The 22371-nt window shown below is 70.1% G+C and carries 17 protein-coding genes, 1 tRNA gene and 1 pseudogene; 13 read left to right on the top strand and 6 right to left on the bottom strand.

Annotated features, from left to right (window positions below):
* From TsocGM_RS26305 to TsocGM_RS22745, 3 genes and pseudogenes are all read left to right on the top strand, one after another.
* Nucleotides 1–187: pseudogene (locus tag TsocGM_RS26305) on the top strand (hypothetical protein); the annotation flags it as partial.
* 293 nt (nt 188–480) lie between these two features.
* Nucleotides 481–1008 carry an HIT family protein gene (locus TsocGM_RS22740; protein WP_126727759.1) on the top strand — a complete coding sequence of 176 codons (528 nt, stop codon included), beginning with the start codon at nt 481–483 and terminating at the stop codon, nt 1006–1008.
* A 55-nt stretch (nt 1009–1063) separates the two neighbouring features.
* Nucleotides 1064–2116, top strand: a complete 1053-nt coding sequence (locus TsocGM_RS22745; protein ID WP_126727760.1) for a PIN/TRAM domain-containing protein — start codon at nt 1064–1066, stop codon at nt 2114–2116.
* A 145-nt stretch (nt 2117–2261) separates the two neighbouring features.
* Here the strand turns inward: TsocGM_RS22745 and TsocGM_RS22750 are convergent, their stop codons facing one another.
* A complete protein-coding gene (locus tag TsocGM_RS22750) occupies nt 2262–4202 on the bottom strand; it encodes a fructose-bisphosphatase class III (RefSeq protein WP_126727761.1) in 1941 nt (646 codons plus the stop codon).
* A gap of 293 nt (nt 4203–4495) precedes the next feature.
* On the opposite strand from TsocGM_RS22750, the gene TsocGM_RS22755 reads away from it, so the two are divergent.
* Complete coding sequence (locus TsocGM_RS22755) at nt 4496–7162, top strand: PSD1 and planctomycete cytochrome C domain-containing protein (protein ID WP_126727762.1); 2667 nt, start codon at nt 4496–4498, stop codon at nt 7160–7162.
* Between the two features lie 14 nt (nt 7163–7176).
* A complete protein-coding gene (locus TsocGM_RS22760; protein WP_126727763.1) occupies nt 7177–8631 on the top strand; it encodes a DUF1501 domain-containing protein in 1455 nt (484 codons plus the stop codon).
* Here TsocGM_RS22760 and TsocGM_RS22765 read toward each other — a convergent pair.
* Together TsocGM_RS22765 and TsocGM_RS22770 are read right to left on the bottom strand one after the other, a co-directional pair.
* Nucleotides 8612–9670, bottom strand: coding sequence for a WD40/YVTN/BNR-like repeat-containing protein (locus TsocGM_RS22765; RefSeq protein ID WP_126727764.1), 1059 nt, complete (start codon nt 9668–9670; stop codon nt 8612–8614). The genes TsocGM_RS22760 and TsocGM_RS22765 overlap by 20 nt on opposite strands.
* Before the next feature lie 21 nt (nt 9671–9691).
* Nucleotides 9692–10123, bottom strand: coding sequence for a GNAT family N-acetyltransferase (locus TsocGM_RS22770; RefSeq protein ID WP_126727765.1), 432 nt, complete (start codon nt 10121–10123; stop codon nt 9692–9694).
* A 240-nt stretch (nt 10124–10363) separates the two neighbouring features.
* Here TsocGM_RS22770 and TsocGM_RS22775 point away from each other — a divergent pair, with 240 nt between their 5' ends.
* The gene (locus TsocGM_RS22775) at nt 10364–10564 is read left to right on the top strand and encodes a hypothetical protein (RefSeq protein WP_126727766.1); all 201 of its coding nucleotides are present in this window, start codon (nt 10364–10366) and stop codon (nt 10562–10564) included.
* 219 nt (nt 10565–10783) lie between these two features.
* On the opposite strand, the gene TsocGM_RS22780 is transcribed toward TsocGM_RS22775, so the two are convergent.
* Nucleotides 10784–10856 (bottom strand) — tRNA-Thr (locus TsocGM_RS22780).
* A 435-nt stretch (nt 10857–11291) separates the two neighbouring features.
* Here TsocGM_RS22780 and cysK point away from each other — a divergent pair.
* From cysK to TsocGM_RS22815, 7 genes are all read left to right on the top strand, one after another.
* Nucleotides 11292–12263 carry a cysteine synthase A gene (gene cysK / locus TsocGM_RS22785; RefSeq protein WP_126727767.1) on the top strand — a complete coding sequence of 324 codons (972 nt, stop codon included), beginning with the start codon at nt 11292–11294 and terminating at the stop codon, nt 12261–12263.
* Entirely contained in the window at nt 12260–12706 is a 447-nt protein-coding gene (locus TsocGM_RS22790; RefSeq protein WP_126727768.1) for a Mov34/MPN/PAD-1 family protein, read from the top strand. The genes cysK and TsocGM_RS22790 overlap by 4 nt, the downstream gene beginning before the upstream one ends.
* A 133-nt stretch (nt 12707–12839) precedes the next feature.
* The gene (gene ndk, locus TsocGM_RS22795; protein ID WP_126727769.1) at nt 12840–13292 is read left to right on the top strand and encodes a nucleoside-diphosphate kinase; all 453 of its coding nucleotides are present in this window, start codon (nt 12840–12842) and stop codon (nt 13290–13292) included.
* Nucleotides 13293–13423: 131 nt separating this feature from the next.
* Complete coding sequence (gene ligA / locus TsocGM_RS22800; RefSeq protein WP_126727770.1) at nt 13424–15451, top strand: NAD-dependent DNA ligase LigA; 2028 nt, start codon at nt 13424–13426, stop codon at nt 15449–15451.
* 165 nt (nt 15452–15616) lie between these two features.
* Entirely contained in the window at nt 15617–16636 is a 1020-nt protein-coding gene (locus TsocGM_RS22805) for a glycosyltransferase (RefSeq protein WP_126727771.1), read from the top strand.
* Complete coding sequence (locus TsocGM_RS27735; RefSeq protein WP_261341650.1) at nt 16633–17364, top strand: class I SAM-dependent methyltransferase; 732 nt, start codon at nt 16633–16635, stop codon at nt 17362–17364. Before TsocGM_RS22805 ends, TsocGM_RS27735 begins: the two co-directional genes overlap by 4 nt.
* 133 nt (nt 17365–17497) lie before the next feature.
* Nucleotides 17498–19063 carry a serine/threonine-protein kinase gene (locus TsocGM_RS22815; RefSeq protein WP_126727772.1) on the top strand — a complete coding sequence of 522 codons (1566 nt, stop codon included), beginning with the start codon at nt 17498–17500 and terminating at the stop codon, nt 19061–19063.
* 13 nt (nt 19064–19076) lie between these two features.
* On the opposite strand, the gene TsocGM_RS22820 is transcribed toward TsocGM_RS22815, so the two are convergent.
* Together TsocGM_RS22820 and ggt are read right to left on the bottom strand one after the other, a co-directional pair.
* On the bottom strand, nt 19077–20651 hold the full coding sequence (locus tag TsocGM_RS22820; protein WP_126727773.1) for a bifunctional aminoglycoside phosphotransferase/ATP-binding protein: 1575 nt from the start codon (nt 20649–20651) through the stop codon (nt 19077–19079).
* A gap of 19 nt (nt 20652–20670) precedes the next feature.
* Complete coding sequence (gene ggt, locus TsocGM_RS22825; protein ID WP_126727774.1) at nt 20671–22359, bottom strand: gamma-glutamyltransferase; 1689 nt, start codon at nt 22357–22359, stop codon at nt 20671–20673.
* Between the last annotated feature and the right edge of the window lie 12 nt (nt 22360–22371).

Raw genomic sequence — 22371 nt, forward strand, 5'->3', positions numbered from 1 at the left:
GCCGGCGGGGGCGGGGCGGTCACGGGTGGAGTTCGATGTGCCTCGGGGCATGCTGCTGGTCGCCCTTCCGGGGGAGGGGCCGGATCGGGAGCGGGCCGGACCGCTGGCGCTGGTCTCGGCCGATCGGGTGATCGGCCGGCCCTGGGCCCGATCCTTCCCGATCTGGAGGAGAGGCCTGCTGGGCTGATCTCGGAGGCCTTCCTCGGCGGGAGCCGGTCCGAGAGAGGAGGGGCCGGGGCGATCCCGACCCGGATCGGCTCCGGCCGCCGGGGTCGAGACGACTCCGGCCACCCCCGGAATTCTTCGGAGCCCCAACTGCGGAACTCCTCTGGAGATCGAGAGGGCGAGGGGGGAAAAACCAGGCAGGGCGGTTCGCGGCTCGGGCGCGCTTGCTATAGTAGTGGGGGCCGCCGGGCTCGGCCGACGTTGCGCCGGGGGGCGGCCCTCCTCTTCTGTTGCCTGCGGTCGGATCGCATCCCGATGGAACACCTTTGGGCCCCGTGGCGGGCGGCGTATGTTGAGCAGAAAAGCCCGCCGCCGGGAGAGGGGCCGGCCTGTTTCCTGTGTCGGGGCCTGGCCGAGAAGGACGATCGGGGCAACCTGCTGGTCTGGCGTCGCCCGCACTCGGCTGTTTACTTGAACCGATACCCTTACAATAATGGTCATCTCCTGGTCGCCCCTCGGGCGCACAAGGCCCGCCTGGGAGAGCTGGAGGGCGCGGAGCTGGCCGAACCGGTGGAGACGATCCGGCTGCTGGTCGACGTGCTCGATCGCGTCCTGCGGCCGGACGGATATAATGTCGGGTTGAACCTCGGTCGATCGGCCGGCGCGGGGTTGCCCGGGCACCTGCACTGGCACGTCGTCCCGCGCTGGGACGGCGATACGAATTTCATGCCCGTTCTTTCCCGGACCAAGGTTATCGTCCAGAGTCTCTTGGACTTTTACGACCGCCTCGCCGCGGAGCTGCCCCGGGACGGGGAGGGTGCGAAGGCATCGCCTTCGGGCTGAGCGGGTATCCCTGGGAGGCGGGCGGTCAGGCCGATCGCCTCGGAGTCACCGGACCATGTTGCTGGTCGCGATTCGAGCCGTGTTCATCCTGGTGGCCGGCGGGCTGGCGGCCCGGCTGGCCACCCTGGCGGGCGGCCCTCCCTGGGCGCCGGCGGTGATCTTCCCCATCGTCATGGGGGGGGCGGCGCTGGTGGTGGTCATCGACGTGCTGACCCCGCGCAAGCGCATCCAGACAATCTCGGCGGTCTACTTCGGGCTGATCGTCGGGCTGATTCTCAGCTACTTCCTTCAGCTCGCCTTGCAGCCGACGGTGGATATGTTCGCCGGGGGGACCGGCTCGGGGGTGGTCCAGGCGATCTTCGCGCTGGTGACGGTGGCGATCTGCTATTACACCGTCAGCACCCTGTTGCAGACCAAGGACGACTTCCGCTTCATCATCCCCTACATGGAGTTCTCCAAGGAGGTCAAGGGGGCCAAGCCGCTGGTGCTGGACACCTCGGTGATCATCGATGGCCGGATCGCCGATGTGGCCGAGGCGAGGGTGCTGGATCAGCCCCTTGTCGTGCCTCAGTTCGTTTTGCAGGAGCTGCAGGGGATCGCCGACAGCTCGGACAAGCTGCGGCGCAACCGAGGCCGGCGCGGGCTGGACATCCTGAACCGGCTGCAGAAGTCGCAGGAGGTCGAGATCCGGATCTTCGACACCGAGCTGCCGGAGCTCAACGGCATCCGGGAGGTGGACCAGCGGCTGGTGATCCTGGCGAAGCACCTCGACGGCAAGGTGGTGACCAACGACTACAACCTGAACAAGATCGCCCGGTTGCAGGGGGTCGATGTCATCAACCTCAACGACCTGGCCAACGCCCTGAAGCCGGTCGTGCTGCCGGGGGAATCCCTGGCGGTGAAGCTCATCAAGCGCGGCGAGGAGCCGGGGCAGGGGGTGGGCTACCTGGACGACGGCACGATGGTCGTGGCCGAGCAGGGGGCCGGGCACCTGGGAGAAGTGGTGCGGATCACCGTCACGAGCGTTTTGCAGACCAGCGCCGGGCGTATGATTTTCGGCCGGTTGGAAGGTGTGACCTCGGGCCACGGGGCTCCTCGCGGGCATTGAGCCGGCCTCCGATGGCGTCTCCGTCTTCTCGGGACGACCCGGGGCCGGCTCTCCTCCGCGGGGGGGGCGATCGCGCTCGGCCCGGAGCGACGGGAACGCGGGAGCCTCTCCCGGGGGATCCGGGCTTGCCGCCGTTGCGGACGGCTCAGACGCGGCGGATGCGATTTCTGCGGTAGGCGTCGGCAAGGCGCTCGAGCAGGGCGATCTCGCGGCGGATCCGGGCTCCTCGCTCGGTGTCGGCGACGGTGCGGGGGGGATCCCAGCGGCGGAGCTCGGTGACCTCGGGGATGATGTCGACCCCGTCGGTGACGGCCGACTCGACCGATTCAAAGTGGTGGTGCAGCGCCAGGGCGGTGCGGCCGGGCTCGAGGACGAGCGTGTAGCCGTGGTCGCCGTAGGCTTGGGAGAAGGCGCCGTCGATCGTGACGGCCTTGCCGCTGCGCTTCAGGGGAGACTCCCCCTCCTCGACCTTCACCGGGACGTGCCCGTTGACGATCAGGCCCGAGGCCGGGTCGACGCCGAACTCCTCGAGGACCTTGTCGCAAAACCAGGGCTCGTGGATGAGCCGGAAGTACGGGTTCTTGGTTTCGTGTCTGGGGGCGGGGTCGGCGACCAGGTCGTTCTCGAAGGTGGCGATCTTGTCCTTGCCGAAGAGGGGGGAACGGGCGCCGCACCAGAGATACCAGAGGGTATCGAGGTCTCGGGGGTCCCGGCCGTGCAGGACCCGGACGAGCAGCTCGTCGAGGGCGTCATAGAGGGCCTTGCCCGCCCGGGGCCTCCCGTCGATCTCCAGGGGGAGGAACTCGCCGAGGTCGTCGCAGGGGACGCAGCCGTGGAAGATCAGGTGGCGGTCCCGGATGCGGTACATCGAGCCGCGGGCGACTAGGAACTTCATGTGCTCCCAGAGCGTTCCGCTGGACAGGAAGGAGGCGCGGATGCGGTCGAGGCAGGCCCGCTCGGCGGGGCTGAGGGAGTAGGGGTCGGCCGGGTCGAGGGTGGGGAAGTGGGTGTCGGTTAGCGGGTAGCGGCGGCCGGCGATCTCGACCGTGCCGTCGCTCAGGTCCATGCGGTGCAGCAGGCGGCGGTCGGCCAGCTCGAACTGGGGGTTACGCTCGGCGAGCTGCCCTTCGAGCTTGAACTGCATGATGGCGGCGGCCTTTTGCATCCGACGCATCGTCTCGGCGTCCCGGAGGCCGGTCCCCTTGACGCGGAAGGCGTCGGCCGGATCGTCGGCATACTGGTCTCGGACGAGGGCCTCCAGCGGTTGCAGGGTGATGCCGTAGCCTTCTTCGAGCTGGGAGAAGCGGCGGTAGCGGGCCGAGATGCGCAGGACGTGGGCGATCAGGGCCTCGTGCCCGAGGCAGGCGCCGAACCAGGCGGCGTCGTGGTTGCCCCAGATGAAGGCGAGGTTGGGCTGCCGCATGAGGCGGTTGAGGACGCGGTCGCCTCGGGGGCCGCGGTCCCAGCAGTCGCCGGCGAGGATCAGCTCGTCGATCGCCAGGCCCCGGAGCACCCGGGCGGTGAGGTGGACCAGCCGCAGCGCCTCCTCCTGGCGGAGCAGGGCGTCGAGGACCGCCTCGAAATAGGCGGGGGGCCGGCCGCCGACGGGCTCTTGGATCAGCTCGAGGAGCAGGTCGGCGTAGGAGGGGGGAAAGGCGCGTCGGCAGGCCCCGAGGCTCCGGCGGCGGGCCAGCGCCCGGATGACCTCGAAGAGATCGGGCAGGACGCGACGCGTGAACGCCTTGCGGGCCTCGACGTCGTCGATGCGAGTGCCGAGGCGGTCGAGCGTCTCCCTCGGGTAGAAGATCAGCGTGATCAGCTCCAGCAGCTCCTCCGGCGACTTGCGGCCGGCGAAGATCCGCTCGACCAGCGGGCGGAGGGTCCCCGAGGCGTTGTTCAGGACGTGGCGGAGCTTCACGTCGTCGCCGTGGACGTCGCTGATGACGTGGATCGTGTCCTTGGGCAGCGTCAGCTCGGCGGAGAGCCGAGCGATCTCCGCGACCACCGACTCGGGGTCGGGGAAGCGTCGGGCCAGGTGACGCAGGACGGCCAGCTCGTCTTCGGGATCGGGCAGGGTCGGGCTCATCGGTCCTCCTGGCGGTGGTGTGGGGCCTCGGGAGCAGGCCCTCTCGCCGATTCTGCGCCGCGGGAGGTCCCGATGCCATGAGCGGGCCCCCCATCGGCCCCGGAGCGAGGGACCGATCGGCCCCGCCTCCCCTCGCCATCCGGTTGCCGGGCGCCGGGGCGAACTGTTAAATTGCCGTTGAACATCGGTTGGGGGCCACGTGCCGAGGCCCTCGGCCGGCAACGACCGCCCGGGGCGGGGTCGATCCCCGCTCGGGCCTTCGCCCGATCGCCCCGATCGGAGGGGAACGCACCATGACCATCCGCCGATCGATCGCCCGGGCCGTGATGGCCCTTGCCGCGGCGAGCATCGTCTCGACCGCTCCCGGGGCGGTTGCGGCCGACCCGCCGGAGGCGGGGGCCCGGCCGCTGACCTTCGAGGCGGACGTGCGGCCGATCCTCAAGGAGCATTGCTTCCACTGCCACGGGGAGGAGGAGCGCCCCCGGAGCGGGCTGGATCTGAGGTTTGTCCGCACGATGCTCGACGGCGGCCTCACCGGAGAGGCGATCGTCCCCGGCGACCGGCAAGGGAGCTTCCTCTGGGCCCGGATCGAGGCCGATGAGATGCCGCCGGGCGACGCCAAGCTCTCGGCCGAGCAGAAGGCGACGATCGGCGCCTGGCTCGACCAGGGGGCGCCCACCGCCCGGCCCGAGCCGGAGGAGATCCCGGGGCCGGGGGAAATGATCCTCACCGAGGAAGACCTCTCCTTCTGGTCCTTCCAGCCGATCCGAAAGCCCGACGTGCCGACGGTCGGCCGGGACGACCAGGTCCGGACCCCGATCGACGCCTTCCTGCTCGATCGGCTCGAGCGGCAGGGGCTTGGCTTCGGACCCGAGGCCGATCGGCCGACGCTGATCCGGCGCGCCTCGTTCGACCTGCTCGGCTTGCCGCCGACCCCGGCCGAGGTGGCGGCCTTCCTCGCCGACGAGGCTCCCGACGCCTTCGAGCGGATGATCGACCGCCTGCTCTCCTCTCCTCACTACGGCGAGCGCTGGGCCCGGCACTGGATGGACGTGGCCGGCTACGCCGACAGCGAGGGATACTCCCTGGCCGACCCCGAACGCCCCTGGGCTTACAAGTACCGGGATTACCTCATCCGATCCCTCAACGCCGATCGCCCCTGGGACGAGCTGATCGTCGAGCAACTGGCCGGCGACGAGCTGGTGGGGCCGCCGTTCGAGGACCTGGACCCCGAGCAGGTCGATCGGCTCATCGCCACCGGCTTCCTGCGGATGGCCCCCGACGGCTCGGCCGACCCGGAGGTCGACCCGATGCTCGCCCGCAACGACGCGGTCGCCGAGACGATCAAGGTCGTCTCGACGGCGCTGCTGGGGCTGACCGTCGGGTGTGCCCAGTGCCACTCCCATCGGTACGACCCGATTGCTCACGAGGACTACTACCGCTTCCGAGCCCTGTTCGAGCCGGCCCTCGACGTCTCCCACTGGCGGACGCCCCGCGAGCGGCTCATCTCGCTCTGGACCGACGCCGACCGGGAGCAGGCCGCCAAGGCGGAGGAGGCGCGAGCTCGGATCAACGCGGAGCGGGCGAAGGAGATCGACGCCCTCGTCTCCCGGGTGCTGGAGCAGGAGCTGGAGGCCGCCCCGGAGGAACTCCGGCCGAAGCTCCGAGCCGCTCGGGAGACTCCGGCCGCCGAGCGGACCGAGGAGCAGCAGGCGATGCTCCGCGAGTATCCCCGGGTGCTCGTCACGCCGGGGAACGTGAGCCTCTACGACGCCAAGGCCCACCGCGACATCACCGCCAAGTACGACCGGCTCGCCGCCGAGGCCGAGCCGAAGCGGCCCCCCGACGACTTCGTGAGAGCCCTGACCGAGATCCCCGGCCAGGTGCCCGTCACCCGGGTCTTCGACCGGGGGGACCCGAATCAGCCTCGCCAGGAGGTCGCTCCCGGAGAGCTGTCGGTGCTGACGGCGACCGTCGGCACCCCCGACATCCCCATCAACGATCCCCAGTTGCCGACCACCGGCCGCCGGCTCTCCTACGCCCGGCACCTGACGAACGGCAATCACCCGCTGGTGGCCCGAGTGCTGGTCAACCGGGTCTGGATGCACCACTTCGGCCGGGGGATCGTTTCCTCGCCGGGAGACTTCGGCCGGCTCGGCGATCGGCCGTCGCACCCGGAACTGCTCGACTGGCTGGCGGCCGAATTCATGGAAGGGGGCTGGTCCCTGAAGCGCCTGCACCGGCTGATCATGACCTCGGCCGCCTACCGGCAGGAGGCGACCCGCCGCCCCGAGCTGGAGGAGGTCGACCCGGAGAATCGCCTGCTGGGGCGGATGAACGTCCGTCGCCTGGAGGCCGAGGCGGTGCGGGATGCGATCCTGGCCGTCTCCGGCTCCCTGAACCGAGCGTCGTTCGGCCCCCCGGTGCCGGTGGCGCCCGACGAGGCGGGGCGGATCGTCGTTGGCCGGGACAACCGGGACTCCGCCGGCAGGCCCTCCGGCGACCAGTCCCTCGGGGCCGAGGCCCTGCGGCGGACGCTCTACGTGCAGGTCCGCCGCACGATGCCGCTCGGCCTGACCGAGTCGTTCGACCCGCCGGATCTGTCGCCGAACTGCCCGGGGAGGGCGAGCTCGACGGTGGCCCCCCAGTCGCTCATGCTCATGAATAACGCATTCGTTATCGAGCAGTCGGAGGCGATGGCGGCCCGGGTCGCGTCGGAGGCGGGGGATGACCCCGGGGCCCGCATCCGGCTTGCCTGGGAGCTGGTCTTCGGCCGGTCGCCGGGGGACGAGGAGGTTTCCGGCGCGATCGCCTATCTCGAGGCCCAGCGCGCCGCCTTCTCGGGATCAGCCGGGAACGGGAACGGGAACGGGGAGGCGGAGGGCGATCCTGGCCTCCGGGCGCTGGCGACCCTTTGCCACGCGCTGCTGTGCTCGAACGGGTTCCTCTACGTCGATTGACGAGGGAGATCGCCATGGCGTCGAACCGGGGCTTCGGATGCTCGAGCCGTCGGCACTTCCTCGCCTCCCAGGGGGTGGGGATCGGATCGCTCGCGCTGGCCTGGATGCTGGAGCAGGAGCGGGCGACCGCCCGCCAGGAGGCGCCGAGAAAGCCGACCCTCGAACCGCCGACCTACGACCTCCTGCCCAAGGCCCCGCCCTCTCCCCCTCGGGCCAAGGCGATGATTTGCCTGTTCATGCAGGGGGGGCCGAGCCACTTGGACCTCTTCGACCCGAAGCCCGAGCTGGTCCGGAGGCACGGCTCGGTGTTCGACGGCGAGATCAAATACGACAACGCCGGCCAGGCCAGCTCGAAGCTCTTTGCCCCGCCCTGGAAGTTCCGGCGCCGGGGCGAATGCGGCATGGAGCTGAGCGAGCTGCTCCCCGGGCTCGGCGAGGTCGCCGACGACATCACCCTCATCCGGTCGATGCACACCGGGGTGAACAACCACGGCCAGTCGATCTCGGCCCTGAACACCGGGCGCATCCAGCGGGGCCGTCCGACGCTCGGCTCCTGGATCTCCTATGCATTGGGCACCGAGAACCAGAACTTGCCGGCGTATTGCGTCTTGACCGACCCCGGCGGGCTGCCGGTGCTGGGAGTCGAGAACTGGTCGAACGGCTGGCTCCCCTCACTCTACCAGGGGACGGCGATCCGGCCGACGGAGCCCCGCATCGCCGACCTCGACCCTCCCGAGCATTACGAGGGGGCCGTCCAGCGCCGGTTTCTCGACTACCTCGGCGCGATCAACCGCGATCACCTGGCCGGCCATCCCGGCGAGCTCGACCTCGCCGCCCGGATCAGCAGCTACGAGCTGGCCGCCCGGATGCAGACGGCCGCCTCCGAGGCGCTCGACGTCTCCGGCGAATCGGCGGCGACCAAGGCGTTGTACGGCCTCGATGATCCCGAGTCCCGGGAGTTCGGCACCCGATGCCTGATCGCCCGCCGCCTGATCGAGCGCGGGGTCCGCTTCGTGCAGATCTGCACGGGGAACCAGGACTGGGACCACCACGGCAACATCGTCAACGCACTGCCGAAGATGTGTCGCCGCGTCGATCGGCCCTCGGCCGCCCTGGTGCGCGACCTGAAGACGCGAGGGCTCCTCGACGAGACGCTCGTCTGGTGGGGCGGCGAGATGGGCCGCCTGCCGGTCATCCAGAACGAGCAGAACATTGGCCGCGATCACAACACCTACGGCTTCTCCGCCTGGATGGCCGGCGGAGGCGTCAAAGGCGGGTACGTCCACGGCGCCACCGACGAGTTCGGTCATCGCGCCGTCGAGAACCCCGTCTCCCACGCCGACTACCACGCCACGCTCCTCCACCTGTTCGGGCTCGACCACGCTCGCCTCTCCTTCCCGAGGCCGGGGGGCGAGGCGTCGCTCGTCGACGGCCAGGAGGCTCGGATCGTCACCGAGTTGCTGGCCTGACCCCGTTTGTGATCGAAGCGGACCAAGCAGACGCGGTCGGAGGGCCGGAGGGGAGTCGGCGCCGGGAGGGCCCGGGCTCGGTCCCCCTGCCGACGAACCGGGAGATGGCGCCCTCTTCTCCCACGGCCCATCCGGCCTCGTCGCCGGCGAAGCCGACCGCGTGGAAGCCCGGGGGGCCCAGGGGATTCCAGGACTCGCCACCGTCCTCGGAGCGATCGGAGCCGGTCGGACCGACGGCGATCAGCGCTGGCGGTTCCGCGCCCGGGACGAAGGCCACCGCTGACCGATAGCCTGCCGGAGGAGTGCCCGGGGCCAGCCGCCACGAGCGTCCCCCGTCGTCCGAGAGCGCGACGAACCCCCCGGCCCGCTCCGGATCGCGGTAGTCTCCCCCGACGGCGACCCCGTGGTCGCGGTCCCGGAACGCGACCGAGAAGAGGCCCGAGGAGGCGTTGTCGGCTCGGACGGGGGTTTCGTGGGCGGTCCAGGACGTCCCCCCGTCTTCCGACCGGAAGACCCGGGCCATCGCGCCTCCCCCGGTGACGAACCAGGAGAGGCGGTCTCCGAAGACCGTCAGGCAGGTGCCGCTGGCGGCGAAGGCGGCCTCGCCGGGCAAGGCCGGGGGCATCCCCTCGGGGGCGATCGGCTCCCAGGTCCGGCCCCCGTCTCCAGTGGTCAGGATCGAGAAGCGGCCGTCCACCGGATCGCCCAGGGCCAGGCCCCGGTCGGCGTTCCAGAAGGCGATGGCGTCGAGGAAGCCGGCGGGATCCCGGTTCGAGTACCGGAGCTCCCAGGTCTGGCCGCCGTCGTCCGTCCGGTAGATCCGGGACCGATCCCCCTCGCCGATCGAGAGCAGGATGGCGGTTTCGGCGTTGATCGCCTCGATGTCCCGGAAATCCAGATCGGCGGCGCCGGGGACCGGACGGTGCCGCCAGGTCTGGCCGCCGTCGATCGTCCGGAGGACCGTGCCCGAGGTGCCGGCGGCCCAGGCCACCGTCGGGGAGGCGGCCGACCGCCCCGGCGGTCGGGATCGGCGACTCACTCGGGGTCGGTCCCGCCGCCGTCACGAAGGAGGCCCCGGCCGGGGGGCTCTCGGGATGACCCAGCAGGAGTCGTGCGGGGCCATCCCGATGCGGGGGTAGTACGACCTGGCCTTCGGCGCCGCCAGGAGGATCAGCGTGGTTCTTGTGCCCGCCTCCTCGTGCGTGCGTCGGATCAGCTCCCGGCCGATGCCCCGACGCTGGAAGGCCACGTCCACCGCCAGGTCGGACAGATACGTGCAATAGTTGAAGTCGGTGATCGCCCGGGAGATGCCGACCAGCAGGCCATCGACCCGAGCCGTGACGATCACATCGGCGTGGCGGAGCATGCCCCGGATCGTCTCGGGCTCTCCCACGGGCCGACGCTCGGCGAGCGTGGACCGGACGAGAAGGTCGAGGAACTCCTCGGCCTCCAGGCCCGGTTCGAGGGCATAGGATACGTTGGGCGAACTCATTGGTCTGTCATTGTCTGGAGCCTGGTCCCGGCGGCGTCGAGGGCTGGGAGCTCCTCCTCGATGGGCCTCCGATCCGGGGGGACCCACGCCCGGCGGGCCTCTTCCGACGAAAGGACGCCCTCGGAGTCGTATCCCAGGCGATGATCCTTGCCGCCGCACGTCTCGAGGAGGTCGGCCAGCAGGGACGCGAGGGATTGCCCCCGATCCCGTTCGGCGCTTCACCTTCGGAGACTGAGCCCGATGCGTCACGAGCACGAGCACGAGCACCTGGAATTCGTCCGCCTGGTCATGGCCATGCACACCGCGCGGCCGGAGTCCTTCCGGACCCGGTCCGACGCGGCCCTGGAGCGGTCGAAGTCCCTGGAGAAGCGCGTCGATGCCCCCCTCAAGGCGGCGCTGAACGGCCAGGGCCCCCGCTTCGGCCTCGGCACGCCGGACTGACCAGGCGACCGCCGCGCAAAAAGAAAACCCGGCGTGGGGCATCGCCTGCCAAGGTTGCCCCCCACGCCGAGCCGGAAATCGCAGTTCCGATGGTACCGATTGTACCCGGGACGAAGCCCTCGGGTCAATCGCTCGAAAATGCGAGCACGCCTAAATACTCGGCACGATTCGCCGAATCTCCCGCGATCCGGTCGCAGCCAAAGGAGCGATCATGACGAGAGCCACCGAAGAGAGTCGAACTCTTAACCCCCGCTTTACGAAAGCGGTGCTCTGCCGATTGAGCTACGGTGGCCAATCGTAAACCGATGTTAGGGGCTGGGGACGGGGGTGTCAACGTCTGTCGGATGATTGCCCGGCGGTCGGCCCGGCCCGATGATCCCGGTCCACCGCGCCGTGCTGATCGACCAGGGGGGGCCATCGGCGAATTCCACGTTCTGGAAGACCTCAAGCCGGGACGAGGTCGACGAGTTTCGCGACGTCGCCCCGGTGAATCAGAGCGAGGGTGCCACCGCCGGCGACACGCCGCGGCTGAGGGCGTTGCGCTAAGCCTCCGGACGGGAATCATCACCAAGGTCGGTGCTCTTGTCGGGATTGAGCGGGTTGTTTGGCGATGGGGCGGGTTTTATGATGGGGCCGGGCCGGAGGATTCGGCGGGTTGAGTGCCGCTGGCCGGGGCCGAACGGGCGGGCGAGTCCTCTCCAAGACGCCCGAAGCAGGAGGAAGCGCGATGGCGATCGCCGGTGACGTCCGGGCGCGGGGCCGCATCTACGACGAGATCACGCAGTGCATCGGCAACACGCCGCTGATCCGGCTGCGCAGGGTCACGGAAGGATGCCAGGCGCAGGTCGTGGCGAAGCTGGAGAACTTCAACCCGCTCTGGTCGGTCAAGGACCGCATCGGCGTGGCGATGATCGACGCGGCCGAGGCCGAGGGGAAGATCAACGAGAACACGATCATCATCGAGCCGACCAGCGGGAACACTGGCATCGGCCTGGCCTTCACCTGCGCCGCTCGGGGCTACAAGCTCCGCGTGACGATGCCCGAGAGCATGAGCCTGGAGCGTCGTCGCCTGCTGAAGGCCTTCGGCGCCGAGATCGTGCTCACGCCGGCGGCCGAGGGGATGCCCGGGGCCGTCCGCAAGGCCGAGGAACTGGCGCGCGAGACGCCGAACTCCTTCATGCCTCAGCAGTTCCGCAATCCGGCCAATCCGGAGATCCACCGCAAGACGACCGCCGAGGAGATCTGGAGGGACACCGACGGCCAGGTCGACATCCTCGTCTGCGGCGTCGGCACCGGCGGCACGATCACCGGCTGCGGCGAGGTGCTCAAGGCGCGCAAGCCGGGCCTGCAGGTCGTCGCGGTCGAGCCGGAGGACTCGCCGGTCATCACCCAGACCCGCAACGGCGAGCCTCCCAAGCCCGGCCCGCACAAGATCCAGGGGATCGGCGCTGGGTTCATCCCGGAGATCCTCAATGTGGACATCATTGATGAGGTCGTCCAGGTCTCCAACGACGACTCCTTCGAGATGGCCCGGAAGCTGGCCCGGCTGGAAGGGATGCTCTGCGGGATCTCCTGCGGAGCGGCGGCCACCGGGGCGATCCGGGTGGCCAGCCGGCCGGAGAACGCCGGCAAGCTCGTCGTCGTCGTTCTGCCCGACCTGGGCGAGCGCTACCTCTCGACCCCGCTGTTCCCCGAATGAGCCCGACTTCCCCCGACTCCTCGTCGCCGGCCGGGGATCCGCTGGAGATCCCCGGCCCGATTCTGCTGGAGATGATCCAACATTGCCGACGGGAGGCGCCGATCGAGGCCTGCGGGCTGCTCGGCGGCCGCCCCCCTCGCGTCTCGGCGATCTACCCGCTTCGCAACGCCGCCGCCAGCGAGACGAGGTACGACGCCGACCCGGGGGAGCTGATCGCCGCCGTCCGGGACATGCGGGAGCGGGGGACGCGGATCCTCGGCATCTACCACTCGCACCCGAAGTGGCCGGCCGTTCCCAGCGCCACCGACCTGCGCGAGAATTACTACGAGGACGTCCCCCGGATCATCGTCTCGCTCCGGGCGCCCGAGGCCGAGGTCCGCGTCTGGCGGCTGGAGCCGGACCGCTTCGAGGAACTCCCCTGGCGGGTCGTCGCCGACGGTTGAACCGGCCCGCCGAGACCCGCTATACTGCCGGACCGGTCGCCCGAGGCGGGACCGGTCCGTCCCCATCGCACCGCCTTCGCCGCGATCCGGCCCGGCCGGATCGCCCCCACCCGAGCTACCAAGGCCCCCCGCCATGCAACGCACCCTTGTCATCTTCAAGCCCGACTGCGTCCAACGCCGGCTCGTCGGCCAGATCCTCCAGCGGTTCGAGGCCAAGGGGCTGCGCATCGCCGCGTTGAAGATGATTCAGGTCTCGAAGGAACTGGGCGAGCAGCATTACGCCGAGCACAAGGAGCGCCCGTTCTTCCCGGGGCTGATCCGGTTCATCACCGGAGGCCCGGTGGTCGTCGCCGTGATCGCTGGCCCGGAGGCCGTGGCGGTCGTCCGGGGGATGATGGGCAAGACCAGCGGCATCGAGGCCGCCCCGGGCACCATCCGCGGCGATTTCTCCGTCAGCAAGCAGAACAACCTGATCCACGGCAGCGACAGTCCCGAGTCGGCGGCCCGGGAGATCGCCCTCTGGTTCCAGCCGGAGGAGATCCTCGACTACGACCTCGCCGGCCAGGACTGGGTCGCCGAGTCCTGATTGATCGGGGGGCGGGCCCCTCCTCGGCTCGGCCCTCCCCTCGACTGGATTCGCCGGGCGGTCGCGACCGATCCATTCTCGGGCCCCGATCAAGGCCGACGGGGCCCCCCAGGAAGGGAAAGGGGGCGACGATGGCGACCGACGAACTGGCCCGGCAGGTCGCCGAGCTGCGGCGGGAGATCGAGCGGCACAACCGCCTCTACTACGTCGAGGCGGCCCCGGTCATCAGCGACCGCGAGTTCGATCGGCTGCTCAAGCGGCTCGAGGAGCTGGAGGCCGCCCACCCGGAGCTGGTCACTCCCGACAGCCCCACCCAGCGCGTCGGAGGGGCGCCGATCGAGGCGTTCGAGACGGTCCGCCACGCCGTCCCCATGCTCTCGATCGACAACACCTACACCCTCGACGAGATCCGGGAGTGGGACCGTCGCGTCCGCAAGGGGCTGACCAAGGGAGAGGCCGTCCGCTACGACGTCGAGCTGAAGGTTGACGGCGTGGCCGTCTCGCTCCGCTACGAGGGGGGCCGCCTGGTGCTCGGCGCCACCCGGGGCGACGGCGAGCGCGGCGACGACATCACCTCGAACCTCCGCACCGTCCGGAGCATCCCCCTGACCCTGGCCGACGACCCTCCTCCGGTGCTGGAGGTGCGCGGCGAGGTCTATATGACCAACTCCGAGCTGGTCCGCCTCAACGAGAGCCGTAAGCGGGAGGGCCTGCCCCCGTTCGCCAACCCCCGAAACGCGACGGCCGGCTCGCTCAAGCTGCTCGACCCGAGGATCTGCGGCCAACGCCGCTTGCTGTTCGTCGCCCACGGCTTGGGGGAGGTCCGCGGCCTGGAGGGCATCACCTCGTATGAGCAGATCCTCTCGCTCTTCCGGACCTGGGGCATCCCGGTCAGTCCGTACAACGCCTGCTTCGACGACATCGAGCAGGTGATCGCCCACGCCCTCTCCTGGGAATCCGGCCGCTTCGACCTGGACTTCCAGATCGACGGGCTGGTCATCAAGGTCGACGACCTCGGCCAGCGCGCCCGCCTGGGCCAGCGCTCCAAGAGCCCGCGCTGGATGATCGCCTACAAATATGAGGCGGAGCAGGCGATCACAAAAATCCTGGGCATCACCGTCCAGGTCGGCAAGACCGGCAAGCTGACCCCCGTGGCCGAGCTGGAGCCCGTGCCGCTGGCCGGCACGGTCGTCAAACGGGCGAGCCTGCACAACCCGGACGAGATCGAGCGCAAGGGGGTCCGCGTCGGCGACACCGTGGTGATCCAGAAGGCCGGCGAGATCATCCCGCAGGTCGTCCGGGTCGAGGCCGACGCCCGGGACGGATCGGAGGTCCCGTATGTCTTCCCCGACCACTGCCCGAGCTGCGGCGCCCCCGTCCATCGTCCTCCCGGAGCGGTGGACGCCCGCTGCCCGAACCCGCCCTCGAAATGCCCGGACCAGCTCAAGGAATGGCTCCGCTGGTATGCCCACCGCGACGCGATGGACGTGGACGGCCTGGGCGAGAAGCTGATCGCGCAGCTGGTCGACTCGGGCCTCGTCCGGTCGCTCGGCGACCTGTATCGCCTCGACGAGCAGACGCTCGCGGGGCTCGATCGCATGGGCAAGAAGTCGGCCGCCAATCTCGTGGCCGCGCTGGAGGCGAGCAAGCACCGAACGCTCGACCGCCTGCTCACCGGCCTGACGATCCGGCACGTCGGCACCCGGATCGCCGAGATCCTGGCCCGTCGGTTCAAGACGATCGAGGCGATCCGCCTCGCCTCGCTCGAGGAGCTGGAGGGGGTTCCCGAGATCGGCCACGTCGTCGCGGCCAGCGTTCGCGAGTTCTTCGACGACCCGACGCATCAGGCCCTGCTCGACGACCTGCTCGCCGCGGGCGTTTCCCCCGAGCCGCTCCCGGAGCTTCAGACCGCCGACGGGCTTCCGCTGGCGGGGAAGACCTTCGTCATCACCGGCACGCTCCCCCGGCGGTCCCGCGCCGAGGCCGAGGCCCTCATCAAGCGGGCCGGCGGCAAGGTGACGGGCTCGGTCTCGAAGAACACCTCCTTCCTCCTCGCCGGCGAGGAGGCCGGCAGCAAGCTCGAGAAGGCCAGACAGTTGAACATTCCCGTGATCGACGAGGAGGAGCTGGAGCGGATGGCCTCGGGAGTCGATGGCTGAAGCCGCAAGGCCGAGCGCCGGATCCTCGAGGCGACTGCCGTTGTCCCCTTGGCGGGGTTGTGGTAGGTATCGCCTGGGTCCCCAACGCGCAAGCCATCCCGCGAGGGGGGCGGACTCCTCCGGAGCGGCCAGGATGATCGACGGTCCCGGAAGGCCGATCCCGCGATGAGCGATCCCGTCGCGACGAGCACGCCGACGCATCCGGTCCCTCCCGATGCCGGGAGCCCGCTCGTCGTCCTGATCCCCGTCTTCAACGACTGGGAGGCCCTGCAACTGCTGCTGCCGGAGCTGGACCGGGTGCTGCTGGCCCACGGGCTGTCGGCCGACGTGCTGATCGTCGATGACGGATCGACGACCGCCCCGGGATCGCCCTTCTCGGGGTATCGCGCCCTGGGGCGGGTTTCGATCCTGGGGCTGAAGCGGAATCTCGGCCACCAGCGGGCGATTGCCATTGGCCTGGCCTTCGTCGCCGACCGCCTGCCGTCGTGCGAGTGCCTCGTCGTGATGGACGGCGACGGCGAGGACGACCCGAGGGACATCCCCCGCATGCTCGATCGATTCCGGGCCGAGGGGGGGCGGGCAATCGTCTTCGCCGACCGGACGAGGCGATCGGAGTCGCTGAAGTTCCAGGTCTTCTACAAGCTCTATCGGATCACGCATCGCCTCCTGACCGGCTTCGACGTTCGCGTCGGGAATTTCAGCGTCATCCCGAGGCGGTCGCTGGAGAGCCTGGCGGTCGTCTCCGAGTTGTGGAACCACTACGCCGCCGCCGCCTTCAACTCGAGGCAGCCGCACTGCTCGGTCCCCACCCAGCGGGCGAAGCGGCTGCAGGGCGAGCCGAGGATGAACTTCGTCCGGCTGGTCGTGCACGGGCTCAGCGCCATCTCGGTGCACAGCGAGCTGATCGGGGTCCGCCTGCTGGTGGTGTCCCTCGGGCTGATCGCGCTGGATGTGCTGGCCGTCGCGATCGTGGTCGCCGTCCGGCTGACGACCGAGCTGGCCATCCCCGGCTGGGCGACCACCGCCGTGGGGATCTCGGTGATCTTGCTGGCCCAGGCGGTGATGCTGGCGCTGCTGTTCTGCTTCGTGACCCTCAGCGGTCGACAGGGACTGACCTTCCTGCCGATCCGAGACTACGCGTATTTCGCCGGTCCCCTCCGCACCGTCTTCCCGGGTGAATCATGAGCGTGAGCATGGCTCGCTACACCTACGAGGGATCGGAACTCGACCTCTTCGCCGACGCCCGGGTCTGGAAGTCGACCCTGGCCCGGGAGCTGTCCCGGGCGCTTGGGCCGGAGGTGCTGGAGGTCGGCGCCGGCTTCGGCGGCACGACCCGGTTCCTCTGCCGGGCAGAGCGAGAGCATCGCCGCTGGGTCTGCCTCGAGCCCGACGCCGCCCTGGCCTCCCGCCTGGGAGCCGCCATCGCCGCCGGCGAGCTGCCGGCCTGTTGCCGGGTCAAGGTCGGCACGACCGCTGACCTCGTCGGCGATCCCCTGTTCGACACGGTGCTCTACATCGACGTGATGGAGCACATCGAGCAGGACGCCGAGGAACTCTCCCGAGCCGCGTCGTTGCTCCGTCCCGGCGGGCATGTCGCCGTGCTCTCGCCGGCCCACCAGTGGCTGTATACTCCCTTCGATCGCGCCATCGGCCATCACCGACGATACAGCAAGCGGACCCTGGCCGCGCTGACGCCCCCCGAGCTGGAGCCGGTGCGCCTGGCCTACCTCGACACCGCCGGGCTGCTGGCCTCGCTGGGCAACCGCTTCCTGCTCCGCAGCGCGATGCCGACCCCCTCCCAGGTCGCCTTCTGGGACCGCTACCTGGTGCGGGCCTCCCGGGTGCTCGACCCGGCGATCGGCTACCGGGCGGGGAAGTCGGTGCTGGGCATCTGGCGCCGCCGCGAGGGCTGACCCCGGGGCGTCGCTCCGTCGGATCGAGGGCGGATCGCCGGCCCTCCCCTGGCCATCGGGCGGGCATCATCGCATAATCAACGGGCCGCCCGGGGCATCGTTTCCGTCTGTTCCGCCATCCATCGCACCTCCCATGAGCGACGGCCCGACGCCCGACCCCCGGGGTTCGATCCGAGCCGATCCGGCCGGGGAGACGGCCGACCTCCGCGACACGGTCACCCTCGCTCCCGATGCCGACGCCGGCGCCGGCCAGGACGACGGCTTCTCGCTCCGGGACGAGCCCGAGCGCCCGCAGGTCGCCATCCGCCGCGCCTTCGGCAAGTACGAGCTGCTCTGCGAGCTCGGCCGGGGAGGCATGGGGGTCGTCTACAAGGCGAGGCAGAAGGACCTCGACCGCATCGTCGCCCTGAAGATGATCCTCTCCAGCCATCTGGCCTCGGCCGACCAGGTGGCTCGGTTCTACGCCGAGGCCCGCTCGGCCGCCCGGCTGCGCGACCCGAACATCGTCGGCATCTTCGAGGTCGGCGAGCATGGGGGTCAGCATTTCTTCACCATGGAATACGTCGCCGGCAAGAGCCTGGCGCAGGTGATCCGGGAAGGGGGGATGGGGGTCGAGACGGCCGCCCGTCTGGTGATGGTCGTCGCCCGGGCGGTGCACTACCTGCACGACCAGGGGATGATTCACCGGGACCTGAAGCCCTCGAACATCCTGCTCGACGAGGCCGGCAATCCCAACGTCTCGGACTTCGGTCTGGCCAAGGTGCTGGAGAGCGAGGAGCGCGTCACGGCCTCCAACGCCATCGTCGGCACCCCCGGCTACATGGCTCCCGAGCAGGCGGCCGGCAGGGGGAGGCAGGTCGGCCGGGCGAGCGACATCTACAGCCTCGGCGCCATTCTCTACGAGTGCCTCACCGGCCGCCCCCCGCACGACGGCTCGGCCCCGCTGGAGACGCTGGTGCAGGTCATCGAGGGAGAGCCCCCCCACCCTCGCCTGCTCAATCCGGCCGTCCCGAAGGCGCTGGAGAAGATCTGCCTGCAGTGCCTGGAGAAGGACCCCGCCGACCGCTACGCCTCGGCCCGAGACCTGGCCGACGACCTTGACCACTTCCTCCGAGGCGAGCCCGTCGAGGCCACTCGGGGAGGCCCCTGGCACCGCCTCCGACGCTGGGCGAGGAGGGAGCCCGCGCTGGCCTCCCGGCTGGGGACGATGGCGATCTGCGGCGTCATCGTGGCGCTGAACCACTCGCTGATCGCCTCTACCCGATCCGCCTCGTCGCTGGCCTTCACCGTGGTGCTCTGCTGGGCGATCGCCTCGTTCCTCTGCCAGCGGCTGCTGCACCGGCCCCGCTGGGCCGACCTCGGCCGATACGCCTGGTCGGCGGCCGACGTGCTGCTGTTCAGCCTGCTGGTCTACGTCAATCAGGGGCTGAACACCGCTCTGGTCTCGGGGTACTTCCTGCTGGTGTCGGCCTCGGGCCTCTGGTTTCGCGAGCGGATGGTCTGGCTGACCACCTTCCTCTCGGTCGCCGGCTACGCCGCGCTGGCCATCGGCCAGGGCTTCCCGGAGCTAGGGCAGGACTCGCCCTACCGGCATTTCGTCTTCGCGTCGGCGCTGGCGGCGTCGGGGTTCGTCGTCTCATACCAGGTCCGGCGCGTCCGGGCCCTGAGCAACTACTTCGAGCATCACCCCTTGCCCTGATCCCGGCCGAGCCTCACGGCAGCAGCCCGGCCTCCCGGAGCGCCTCCTTCGCCGCGCCGGCCGACTCGTCGGGGTCGCCTCCCGTGTCGACCAGGACCGCCTCGGGGCCGGTCGGGACCTCCCGACGGCTCACAGCGAGTTCGTAGATGCTCACATCGGCATCAGAAACGTCCCCTGAACGCCGAGCGAGCCGATCGCGGACGACTCCGGCCGGAGCCCGGCAGTCGAGGTACACCCCGGGGACGCACCGCCGGGCCGCCAGCCCCAGGAAGCGTCGGCGCTGGTCCTCGCTCCCGAACGACGCATCGACGACGACCCGGGCCCCCTCGAAGAGGAGGAGATCGGCGCGCCGGAGGCACTCGGCGTAGGTCCGCTCCGTCCATTCGGGCGTGTAGATCCCCTCCTCGAACCCGGCCGTCGAGGAGGCCTCGGGAGGGAGCCCGGCCAGCTCCTTGCGGACCTCGTCCGAGCGGATAACCTCGAAGCCGGCCTCCGCGGCGAGCCGTCGCGCCAACGTCGACTTGCCGACTCCGGGCAGCCCGCCGACGAGCACCAGTCCGGGCCGATCGGCCGGGGAGCAGAGCGTGGCGAGCGACAGCAGCCAGTGGCCCCTCGCCTCGGCGAGAGCCTCCGAGCGCTCGGCCTCGTCCAGCTCGGCCTCGGTCGTCGCGAGCCCCTCCACCTTGCCTCGGACGGCCGCCCGGTAGGCGAGATAGAACGGGAGCAGCGCGGCCCCCTCGTGATCCCCCGAGGCGTCGAGGTACGCGAGGGCGAAGCGATCGGCCTCGGCCCGTCGGCCCGAGGCGATCAGGTCCATCACGAGGAAGGCGATGTCCGAGATCGGGTCGAGCCGGCGCAGCCCCTCGTTGAACTCGATGCAGTCGACCACGATCAGATCGGCCGGCGGGTCGAGATCGGGGCGGGCGTACACATGGTCCATCCGGATGTCGCCGTGGCCGTCGCAGGGCAGACCGCGATCGGCTCGGGCTTCGATCCGAGGGCGGAGGCGCTCCAGCTCCGACCTCGTCTCGGCCCGCAGCCGGTCGAAGACGGCCCGGCTCACCGTGCGGCCGACGAGCGGGGACGACTCGTCGAAGTTCGCCTCGGCGTTCTTCGCGATCGCATCGAATCGCGCCGCCTCGGTGATCCGGGGGCCGCGATCGGACCGGCGGTGAAACTCGGCGAGGCGATCGGCCAGGGCGTCGAGCGGGTCGTCCCCTCGATCGAGCCGGGGGCCGAGCCGGTCGTTGTCGTCGAGCCGCTCCATCTTCACGGCCCACTCGATCACCTCGCCGTCGCCGCCGATCCGCGGCCCCCCATCATCCGAGCGGCAGACGGGCACGACGTCGAGATAGACGCCCGGCGCGAGCCGTCGGTTGAGCCGGATCTCCTCGTCGCAGAAGTGCCGGCGCCGGGCGAGCGTCGAGAAGTCGACGAACGCGAACGACACCGGCTTCTTCACCTTGTAGGCGAACCTCCCCGCGAGGAAGACGGCCGAGAGGTGCGTCTGGTGGACCTCGACCGCATCGGCCGGATGCGGGTACGCATCGGGATGCGAGAGGACCTCGATCAGCCTGGCCGTCTCCATCGGGGGGGCCTCGATCGTGTCAGTATCCGATCGCGGCGCCGTCCTTGCGCGGGTCGGAGCCGCCGAGGAGCACGCCGCGTTCCCGGTCGATCCGGATCGCCTGGTAGCCGCCGTAGCCGCCGGGGCGGTCGTCGAGCCGGTGCCCCATCGCCTCCAGCTTCTGGCGCACCTCCGGGCCGATGCCCGACTCCAGCGAGACGAAGCCGCCTCCCTCGCCCGGCTGGCCGGTCGGCTCGGAGGAGCCGAAGTGGCGGAAGCGGGGGGCATCGCCCGCCTCCTGGACATCCATCCCGAAGTCGATCATGTTGCAGAGAACCTGAACATGTCCTTGAGGCTGCATGTCGCCTCCCATCACGCCGAAGCTCAGCCAGGGGGCGCCGTCCTTGGTGACGAAGCCGGGGATGATCGTGTGGAAGGGCCGCTTGTGCGGCTCCAGGCGGTTCGCGTGGTTCGGGTCGAGCGAGAACCAGGCGCCGCGGTTCTGGAGCGGGAAGCCGAGGCCTCGGGGAACGTGGTGCGAGCCGAAGGAGTGGAAGTTGCTCTGGATCAGGCTGACGCAGTTGCGGTCCTCGTCCACGACGGTCAAATAGATCGTGTCCGATTCGAGCAGGCCGGGCTCGACACTCGCCATCGCCCGATCCGGGGAGATCAGCGTGGCGCGGCGGTCGGCGTACTCCTTGGAGATGAGCGTCTCGACGGGGACGTTCGCGAACTCGGGGTCGGCGTAGTAGGTCGCGCGGTCTTCGAAGGCGAGCTTCTTGGCCTCGATCATCAGGTGCAGGGCCTCGGCCGAGTTGTGGCCCAGGCTTGCCAGATCGTAGCGTTCCAGGATGTTCAACATCTGAAGCGCCGCGATCCCCTGGCCGTTGGGGGGCAGCTCCCAGACGTCGTAGCCTCGGTAATTGGTGGAGACGGGATCGACCCAGGTGCTTTCGTGGTCCTCGAAATCCTTCAGGGAGAAGAGCCCGCCGACCTCATCGGAGTAGGCGACGATCATCCGGGCGGGCTCGCCTCGGTAGAAGGCGTCGCGGCCCCCTTCCGCGATGAGGCGGAGGCTGCGGGCGAGGTCAGGGTTTTTGAACACGTCCCCATATCCCGGTGCCGATCCTCCTGGCAGCAGGCAAGCGGCCGACGAGGGGACGGCCGCCAGCGCCGGCTCGTCGGCCTTCCAGTTGGCGGCGATGACCTCGCTGACGGGGAAGCCCTCCTCGGCGTACTGGATCGCCGGTGCGAGGAGCTCGGCCATCGGCTTCGAGCCGAACCGCTCGTGCAGGGTCGCCCAGCCGTCCACGCAGCCGGGAACCGACCAGCTCAACGGGCCGTAGACCGGAACGTATTCGTATCCTTTCTTCTTCATTAGGTCGATCGACGTTCGGTACGGTGCCCGTCCCGACGCGTTCAGCCCGAGCAGTGTGCTGGATTCCGCGTCCCAGACGATCGCGAACAGGTCGCCGCCGATGCCGCACGACATGGGCTCGACGACGCCGATCACCGCGTTGGCCGCGATCGCCGCGTCGATCGCGTTGCCGCCCTCCTGCAACACGCGGACGGCCGCCTGCGCGGCCAGGGGCTGGCTGGTGGCGGCGATGCCTCCCCGGGCGACGACGGCCGACCGGGTCTTGTGGATCGGCCCGGTCGGGCGGTCGTGGGCGAGGGCCAGTCCGGTCATGGTCGTCAGCAGGATCGGGAGAAACGTGAACTCGGGCATGGAGCGGCTCCG

Origin of the sequence: Tautonia sociabilis (genome assembly GCF_003977685.1) — a bacterium.
Taxonomy (GTDB): Bacteria; Planctomycetota; Planctomycetia; order Isosphaerales; family Isosphaeraceae; genus Tautonia; species Tautonia sociabilis.